Origin of the sequence: Stutzerimonas stutzeri (assembly GCF_024448895.1) — a bacterium.
In the GTDB taxonomy this organism is placed as follows: domain Bacteria; phylum Pseudomonadota; class Gammaproteobacteria; order Pseudomonadales; family Pseudomonadaceae; genus Stutzerimonas; species Stutzerimonas stutzeri_Q.
Window position 1 is genome coordinate 20,358 of sequence record NZ_JAMOIC010000033.1, and the last position, 7,929, is coordinate 28,286.

The following is a 7,929-nucleotide window of genomic DNA, read 5'->3' on the forward strand; positions in this document are numbered from 1 at the left end:
GCGGGCTCAGCGTCAACCAACTTGGCTTCTGGGGTTGTATTTTACGGGAGTCCTGGCCTCCCACATCCTCGGAACCGCCAACTCGCACCTTTCACACTTGTGCCAGGCCTCGTTCAGTATCGCTCGATAAACTCAACCGGATTCAACACTGTCCAGCCATCAATCATCGGCGCGTCTGCAACATACATAGCAATGCGCTGCTCGGGCCATGCTACCTCCACCTCGGCTATCACCAAACCCTTGGCATTGACGAATTCATAACCAATCACCGGCACACCAAAGCCCTTATGACGGCCATGCAAAAGTCCACCATGCACTGCGAGATCCGCAAGCTTCATAACCTGAGTCCAATCGTCAGCAGTGATGCTCTGCTCACGACGTAACCGGTTTAATAGCTGCATATTTGCCGTCGAGATAAACATATGGTCGTGGAGTGGCTGCTTACGATGACAGTCGATACAGAGAGGACGCAGGTTCACCGAACTGTTGTCTTGCTTTACACCATTGACATGATGAACATGCAGCAGATGACGATGCTCGCTAAGGTTCACTGCACACGCATCGCATGAGAATCCGCAACGCCGCCGCACATCGGCAGAGATTTCCGACCAGTCATTCGTATAGTCATTGCCAAGAGTGCGTTGCGCCAGGCTGCGAGGCAGGTGGCGAAAGCTCGTACTGTAGGTTTCAAAGAACTTACCAATCTCAAAGCCATGCCAAATCGCCGGACGTGTCCCCTCATGGCAATAGTTTTGGTAATTGAGTTTTTCCAGGCAGTTCTTGCATACGAGCAAGCGAGAATCTAGCTCCTCGCGCGCCCCCCGGCTGTTCTTGCCACTGATTGGGAAAATCCCGCTCAGGTTATTGGTCACCACATAGCGTTCGAAACGCCCTTTACTGCGCATATCATTAAGCGTTTTACAGTCCGCCACATGAAAGCGCTTACCTTTATCTGGTGAGGCTTGCACCACATCCACGGGAGAATATTGGTCGGGGATGTACAGCAATACCTGACGACCATCGACACTCAGCAAGCCATTGATGACATTCAAGTCATCAAGCTGAACCTCGCGCCCCTCAAGCAGCGCAATATCAATAGGGTCTAGCTGCGCGGCCGCCGTCCAATCGAAATCAACCTTCTCCGTACCCAGTCGTTTGACCTGCTCCCACAGCCCGGAAAAATCAACCTTGATCTCCATCGAACCTCTCAATGATCGTGCGGATCTGCAGCTCTGAGTTGGTGATCACGCGGAAGTTAACCCGCCGCGAACGCGCAGCATCTTCAGCACCGGTATCGTCATCCAGGATGCGTCTGGACGATGAGTACCCGACAGCAGAAAAGCGCGAGCGCACCCACTCTTTGTCATCCTGCGACGACAGCTGCGACAACGCATATTGAAGCACTGATCGACTGCGGTCCTGGGACAAGGCCATATTAGGGAAGTAGGCCTGCTCACCACGTAATGCTCCCCAGTCACTGCTGGTATGGCCCTCGATACGAATCTCCTCGATTGCCCCCCTATAGCGCGACAGCACCTTCATGTACCGCGGGAAAAAATCAGGGAGGATTGCCTGAAACTGTGCATTCAGCTCTGGTGAGCCGGAGCGGAAGAGCACCTCGGGATTGTTAAACGTAAACTCCAGCGTATTACGCTCTATCGCCGCATTCCAACGCGGCAGGTCGTCCTTAAACTCATTATTCAAGTCGTTGTAGATAGCGACCTGGGTGTCCTTGTAGGCAACCGCAATTTCCTTAATGTTCTCTCGCTCAACCTGCACGTAGTACATGTAGGCCACCGCGATGAACAGGAACATCATCATCAGCCCTGACATCAAATCGGAAATGCCAATCCAGTGCTCGGCATCATCTTTTTTTGAATGCCGACTGCGGAATAGATTGTCCAGCGCACTCATTGCGCACGCATCCTACTGGCGAATTCCGCATGGTCATCCGCAATTCGGCGGGAGATAGTAGCCAGCGCCGAGCCCATTTCCCTGAATACCTTCTCAAGCTCACGACCGATGGCCTGATCCATCGCATTAAGCTGCGCCTGCAGAGAAGCATTAGCCCGCTCAGTAGCCTCCCGTACCTGAGCTTCCACCGAGCCCATAGTGCGGTTAGCAGAACCTTGAATCAGCGACTCAGTCTGGCTGAGGTTGCCCTCAACCGTTGTGCGCAACGTATTCATCGCGGCATCAACAGTCGATGCCAGGCTGTCTTGGATCTTCCCGGTCGCATGCTTGAATGCTTCAGTCAGCGAGCCCGACGCCTGCTCGACCGCCTGCCCCATCTGCTGCTCCAGCGACTTCGAATTGGTCAGCATGCTCTCCAACGTACCGCGCACTGAAGAGCCGAACTCCTGCGCGGCATCCTTCATGTTCTCGCTGATCTGTTCCGTCTGGCTGCTGATGACATGCGAGGCCTCTGTCAAGGCTGCATTGGTTAGGTCAACCGAGCGCCCGAACTCCTGCGATCCTTCATGCATGGTAGAGATAACGCCCTGCATACCCTCGGAAAGCGCCTTGGACAGCGTATCCATATGCTGCTGCAATTCCGGCACCGCGCTGGTGGCTTTATCACGCATAGCCACGAATGCATCCAGGTGACGTTGCAGCTCCTGAATCTGATGTTGGTTAACCTGCAACACCGGCTCTAGCTGGCCAATAGCGTTTGGAATGCTCTGGCAGTGGTTATCGATTGAGCCAATGGATTGCTCCGAGGTCTCCAACGCGCGACTGATCGCCTCATTGGCCGTAGCAGTCCGCTCAAGCTCGCGCACTGCAGTTTCAATACGTACTTCCAACGCCTCGACATGCTGCTTGTACTGCTCCTGCCAGTCGACCATCTTGCCGACGGACTCGTTAAGCGCCTTGAAGTTGTCGCCAAACTGTTCAACCAGATGCTTGTTGAAATCCTGAATCACCTGGCGCAGTGCATTGATGACTGTCTCCGTGGCAGACTGCGCCAGCATCTCGCTAAACGAGACCAAATGTTTAAACAGCTTGTCGTGAAACTCACGCTGACCACGATCCAGGCCATCTCGGAAATCGCGCACATCCGAACGCATCAGCTTTAACTGACCGGCCACAGAACCCTCTTCGTTACCAGCAAGGGATTGGTTCAGCACCTCCAAAAGTTTTTCCTGCCGGCTCATTACGCCGTAGATATGCTCAGGGGTAATCGAGTCCGGCTGTTCTGCCTTACCCCGTGCAGGGGCGAACCACCAGGTATCCAATGCCTTGAGCGCAATAGATAGCGTCATCCCCACCAGGCTGGTAATAAACGCGGTTCTCAGACCATTGAGCAGCCCTTCGATACTGTTCTTGATGTCGTGTGCATTGAAGTCCAACAGGCCGATCACGATACCGGCGAAGGTCCCCAGGATGCCCAGTGACACCAACACAGCAGGAGCATGCTCAAGAAACAGGTCATGCCGACCTTTGCGCCCCTGCCAAATGGACAAAGCGAAAATCGCCAGCATTAAAATGCAGAACGCCTCGGTAACGTTCGTTGCCGATACTGACTTCAGGGTCCCTTCGATATAACTGCCAATCATCGTGTAACTCCAGCATCGGACAAACCGTATAAGGTTGTAAGACAATAGTGTGTTTGTGGCAAAACCAGCCGCACGCTAGCTTCAAATATGCGATCACGCCTAGACGGCAGTGATATTTTCCATGCCTGTTCGTCTCTTTCCTTTGCAAAGACGCCCATGCCCTTCTTCTGCAATTCTCGTTGCTATCCGGTGAAGGTGGACACGCGGTATACCGTATCGATGTATAAGGCAAGCTCAATCTAACTGGCCTGCGAATTGTGCGAACTCCAATCAGTTGCAGTAGCTGTAATGCCCCAGACAAAGCCGCATATGACTGTCCAGCCACTAGCTTTTGCGGCGGTGAAAGCTGCTGGTTCGCATACTCCGTTCGGGTTGGAGAGGTTACGCTCGATAGTGGCGATTGAATAGCAGACTGAAGAGATCGCACGGCGCTTGGCGAACAGGCATGTACAGTGCGGCCTTGCCGATGGCGCACTAACGATTACTAACAAGCGCAGGAGAGTGCGTCTGTAATGTGCGGAATGACTACAACTGCAACGAGTGCTCGAGGCATCCAGAAACATCAAAATGAGCGGGAGGTACGGTCGTCTACTCGGTTTGTCGTTGATAAAAGCTACAGAGGCTGAAGTCAGCCAAATACAGGACCACTTCAAACCATACTAATGTTCGCCTAGCTGCCATCCTTCAAGGTCATAAGCTTTTTCTGTCAGCAGCAAACTTAGCCTTGTGCCATCACAAATTGTAACTAGCTCACCCCCACAGCCCGGGTGGGTGAAACCAGTGGGAGCCGGCTCAGAATCGATGTCGAAGTATTCCGCTTCATGCGGAGGGAGGGGCGCGCAATCTTCAGAGCTGCACCGCAGACAGCGTGCTTGGTTTGTCCGAGTGGACAGTGCAGCACGGCGCAATCGGTATTCGGTTAAGCGCTCGTCGGCGGATTCGATTTCGCGTTCCAGTCTCGCTTGCGTCGAATTGTTTGTTGCGCGGAGCTGCCACCAGCGTCTTCGGAGCGGCGAGGCGCTGAGTTCTTTATCAAGCTCTTTACGCAGTGCAGCCAGCCGCTGATGAAGCTCTGCCTCGCGCCTCGCTGTAGGCAATACCTCAATCGCAACCAGGTCACTGCACGGTAAACACCAGCCTATGGTTACCCTCATCTGGACCTTGACACTGCCGTATAGGTAGTAGCGATACCCCCATGTCATAGAGTCCCATCGACTGAAATTGCAGGCGGTGCATTTATAAGTCGCAACGGGCATGGACACGGGGCGTTCCTTGGGGCCGGGCTAAGATCGATTTATCATATCCGGCATAGATAGCGATACATTCAGCTCGAGGTGAGGGCCGAGGCGCGCCGGGTTTCCGACCATCGAGCTAACCCAGGATTAATGCAGAATCTTCCATCGGCTTGAAAAAAAGAAACCCTGCATGCCGGTACAACCGGTCGAGTAGCAGCGCACGCCGACCCCTCTCGCTCGACACCCTCCGCTACGACCCGTATGCCTGGATTGGTACCAAGCCGTGCCAGTCCCTCAATAATGGCGGCCGAACCGCCCGCATCGGGGCGAACTGGTCGAACGACCTGTCGATCTTGGCCCATGTCCAGGTCAAGCTCTGGTAGACGTAAACTCCAGCTGAGGCTGAAGCGAGGCGGATTAACTCTTGCGTGAGCATTTATCAATAAATAGGTGCATATGCCTGCTCCAATGAAAGCCCAACAATCTTTGCTCCGAAAGAAAAAGGAAAACAACAATGTTCTCGCGCTCCCTTCTTGCAGCCGCTGTGTCACTGGTTTTGATAGGGCAGGCACAGGCTGCCGATAGCACGGCCAGCGTCAATCAAACGGGCACTAAAAATAACGCAGAACTCGCACAATCGGCCGGTACAAGCAACGCTTCGACGATTGGCCAGAACGGCGACCTGAACGTTGCTACCTCTTTTCAGGAAGGGAGCTCTCTGTCCCTCACGGCTGATCAAGCCGGCACCTCTAACGACATGATCGTACTGCAAGACGGGGCAAGGTGCTGAGGCGCTTGTGTCTCAAGCAGGGGCAGACAACACGACGCGCGTGTTACAGCATTCTCAAGAAGGACATCACATTGAAGTCGGCCAGGTCGGCACAGCCAACGTAGCCCTAGTTACGCAACTGGATGGTCGATACAGCTATGGCAAAATCTACCAAGAAGGCCAAGCCAACGTGGTGGACCTGGTGCAAAGCTGGGAAAACAGCGGCCTAAACGCTGAGCAGTATGGAGATGCGAACGTACTCCGTGCCACTCAGGGTGGCGGTTTTGTCTCGGCCGACACCTATCAATCAGGCACTGCCAACACCATTGATCTCAGGCAGTCGGCTTCTGGGGGCCAGGGCGCTTCGACCCGAGTCTCCCAGACAGGCACTGACAACCAAGCCAGCGTCTATCAATCTGGCGGCGGTCGCTACTCGGGTGGCTATATCAATCTGGCGCAGGAGGGTGATCGCAATCTGGCCGAGATTGATGACAACTCAGCAATGGGTTCGATTAACTTTACTCAGTCCGGTGCTGACAACCAGCTGAATGTAGACCAGGCAGGCCGCTCCAATAGCGTTACCGGTGTCTCAACCGGTGAGCGCAACCAAGTTAATATCCAGCAGGATGGTGATGGGAGCTCGCTCGACATTGCCCAAAGCGGCGCTGACAACATCATCGAAGTGGCTCAGAACGGGGCTCCTTACGGCGATGTAGGTATCATCGACCAGACTGGCACTGCCAACTATGCCTCGCTCACCCAGGGCGTGTATGGCTCGAGCTTTAGCGTCGACACTGCGACGATCACTCAGAACGGCATGAGCAATAGCGCGACTGTTACTCAGCGCTAATCCAATCGTTGTAAAAAAGCCTGCTCGAAAGCAGGCTGTTCCATTTTTAGCATGGATTCAAAGCGAATGGACATAGGAAAGTTCGAAACTGAGCTGCGAGACCTGATGGGCTCGCCCTATTATGACCGTCCGTTTGTGTGCGACGGGTCTCCGCTGGATTGCCAAGTATTCATTGTCGGTATCAACGCAGCTTCCAGCATGACGGAGGACTTCTGGGACTGCTGGCGTTCAGGTTATGGATTCGACAAGTCTGCATGGTATAGCGCGTATCAAGCCATCCGCGCTAAACCGAGCCGAACGCGAACTGTCATGCAGATCGTGATGGACGAGGCCGTTGCTGCCAGCAGTGATGTCAGGTTTTTGGAGACCAACATCTATTCGTTCCCTACTGCCCGGGAGAGCATGCTTCGGAGCCATCAAAAGTCGACGAAAATCTTCGACTTCTTGCTTGAAACGATAAAGCCTAGAGCCATGCTGGTGCATGGCACAAAGCCCAACAAGTACCTGAGAGATCACGGGCATGGGGACGCCAGGGTCATTGAGAGTCCGCACTTCATCTATCTCAGTCACGAGCGTGCCCGAGAGCATGGTAGAGAGATCGCTCAGCTGGTCCAATAATCGGTACTCGATTCCCCGCAAGATCTGGCCCATTCGCAGCGACCGTCCACCCTCAGGATTGATACGCAGATGCTGGCTGTCCTTGGTCAGGTAGGCCATGGCCTTGATGACGTTGCTGCGAGCATCCTGATCGGCGCGGTAAATCGTACCGATCCCAAGCTCCTCGCCATACGACTCCTTATCGTCATTGCAGCTATGGAAATGGCCCTTTCCTTTAGTGATGCTAACCATAGCTCACCGATATCCCTGCTCTACTTCCAGTATCTGCGCACATGAGCGCGGCCGAAGAAGAACGCTAGGTGAACGAGCAAACCCTCTCCCAGAGTACTTCTCCCACAACTCCTTGATCGCTTCGGCTTTATAGATATCGCCTCGCAATTCGTTACCATGAAAAAGCACGCCACTGGCGTGACAGCCTAGTCGTAGCCGTGCACAACCTAGGTGCCAGAAGCCAGCGAAAAGACCACTCAAGCGGAGTTCGTACCTGACTCCGCGGGTGAAGCGCACGCCACTTTCAGGCTAAGCATGCGACAGCGACGTTGCCAGCTGAGTAGGAGACGCTACATGTGGTGCGACGCTACCGACGCCCTCGTCCATTTTGATGCTTCACCCGTGCGATTTGACCGCTGACGCCGCTCTGCTAGGCTTCGGTCGAAACTCGTCCAAAGGTGAGCATATGTCCGACTATGGTGAAGATGAAGAGTTAAGCGGTTGGGATGTCGCATATAGCGAAGCTTATGCGGAAGAGCAGGAGAAAAGAGGCCTATTTGGCCTTTCGGCTGAAAAGATACCGCCCGAAATGGACAAGGAAATTCATAAGGCCGTGATTGAGCAGGTAGGCGAGCGCCCTGACGACTGAGTAGGCCACCCCGCGTTAGTGGTTAAACATTTTGCTACGGC

8 protein-coding genes are annotated in these 7,929 nt (G+C 54.0%); 5 read left to right on the top strand and 3 right to left on the bottom strand.

Annotated features, from left to right (window positions below; genetic code table 11):
- Positions 1–113 precede the first annotated feature (113 nt).
- The 3 genes from NA619_RS23140 to NA619_RS23150 are packed head-to-tail and all read right to left on the bottom strand — an operon-like array spanning position 114 to position 3,557.
- Positions 114–1,199 carry a hypothetical protein gene (locus tag NA619_RS23140; RefSeq protein ID WP_255964141.1) on the bottom strand — a complete coding sequence of 362 codons (1,086 nt, stop codon included), beginning with the start codon at positions 1,197–1,199 and terminating at the stop codon, positions 114–116.
- Complete coding sequence (locus NA619_RS23145; RefSeq protein ID WP_255964142.1) at positions 1,183–1,914, bottom strand: OmpA family protein; 732 nt, start codon at positions 1,912–1,914, stop codon at positions 1,183–1,185. The genes NA619_RS23140 and NA619_RS23145 overlap by 17 nt, the downstream gene beginning before the upstream one ends.
- Entirely contained in the window at positions 1,911–3,557 is a 1,647-nt protein-coding gene (locus tag NA619_RS23150; RefSeq protein WP_255964144.1) for a hypothetical protein, read from the bottom strand. The genes NA619_RS23145 and NA619_RS23150 overlap by 4 nt, the downstream gene beginning before the upstream one ends.
- A gap of 1,749 nt (positions 3,558–5,306) precedes the next feature.
- Between NA619_RS23150 and NA619_RS23155 the strand changes: the two genes are divergently transcribed.
- The 5 genes from NA619_RS23155 to NA619_RS23175 all read left to right on the top strand — a co-directional run bounded on the left by NA619_RS23155 (position 5,307) and on the right by NA619_RS23175 (position 7,888).
- Positions 5,307–5,582 carry a hypothetical protein gene (locus tag NA619_RS23155; RefSeq protein WP_255964146.1) on the top strand — a complete coding sequence of 92 codons (276 nt, stop codon included), beginning with the start codon at positions 5,307–5,309 and terminating at the stop codon, positions 5,580–5,582.
- Between the two features lie 40 nt (positions 5,583–5,622).
- Positions 5,623–6,411 carry a hypothetical protein gene (locus NA619_RS23160; RefSeq protein ID WP_255964147.1) on the top strand — a complete coding sequence of 263 codons (789 nt, stop codon included), beginning with the start codon at positions 5,623–5,625 and terminating at the stop codon, positions 6,409–6,411.
- A 66-nt stretch (positions 6,412–6,477) separates the two neighbouring features.
- Complete coding sequence (locus NA619_RS23165) at positions 6,478–7,029, top strand: hypothetical protein (RefSeq protein WP_255964148.1); 552 nt, start codon at positions 6,478–6,480, stop codon at positions 7,027–7,029.
- 69 nt (positions 7,030–7,098) lie between these two features.
- Positions 7,099–7,305 (top strand): hypothetical protein, encoded by a 207-nt coding sequence (locus NA619_RS23170; RefSeq protein ID WP_255964149.1) that lies wholly within the window; start codon positions 7,099–7,101, stop codon positions 7,303–7,305.
- A gap of 400 nt (positions 7,306–7,705) precedes the next feature.
- Positions 7,706–7,888: a hypothetical protein gene (locus NA619_RS23175; RefSeq protein ID WP_255964150.1), complete on the top strand. Its 183-nt coding sequence runs from the start codon at positions 7,706–7,708 to the stop codon at positions 7,886–7,888.
- The last annotated feature ends 41 nt before the right edge of the window (positions 7,889–7,929 follow it).

Excerpts from the sequence above, each read along its gene's own strand:
- NA619_RS23140 (WP_255964141.1), bottom strand. The coding sequence starts at position 1,199 with ATGGAGATCAAGGTTGATTTTTCCGGGCTGTGGGAGCAGGTCAAACGA.
- NA619_RS23145 (WP_255964142.1), bottom strand. The coding sequence starts at position 1,914 with ATGAGTGCGCTGGACAATCTATTCCGCAGTCGGCATTCAAAAAAAGAT.
- NA619_RS23150 (WP_255964144.1), bottom strand. The coding sequence starts at position 3,557 with ATGATTGGCAGTTATATCGAAGGGACCCTGAAGTCAGTATCGGCAACG.
- NA619_RS23155 (WP_255964146.1), top strand. The coding sequence starts at position 5,307 with ATGTTCTCGCGCTCCCTTCTTGCAGCCGCTGTGTCACTGGTTTTGATA.
- NA619_RS23165 (WP_255964148.1), top strand. The coding sequence starts at position 6,478 with ATGGACATAGGAAAGTTCGAAACTGAGCTGCGAGACCTGATGGGCTCG.
- NA619_RS23170 (WP_255964149.1), top strand. The coding sequence starts at position 7,099 with ATGCTGGCTGTCCTTGGTCAGGTAGGCCATGGCCTTGATGACGTTGCT.
- NA619_RS23175 (WP_255964150.1), top strand. The coding sequence starts at position 7,706 with ATGTCCGACTATGGTGAAGATGAAGAGTTAAGCGGTTGGGATGTCGCA.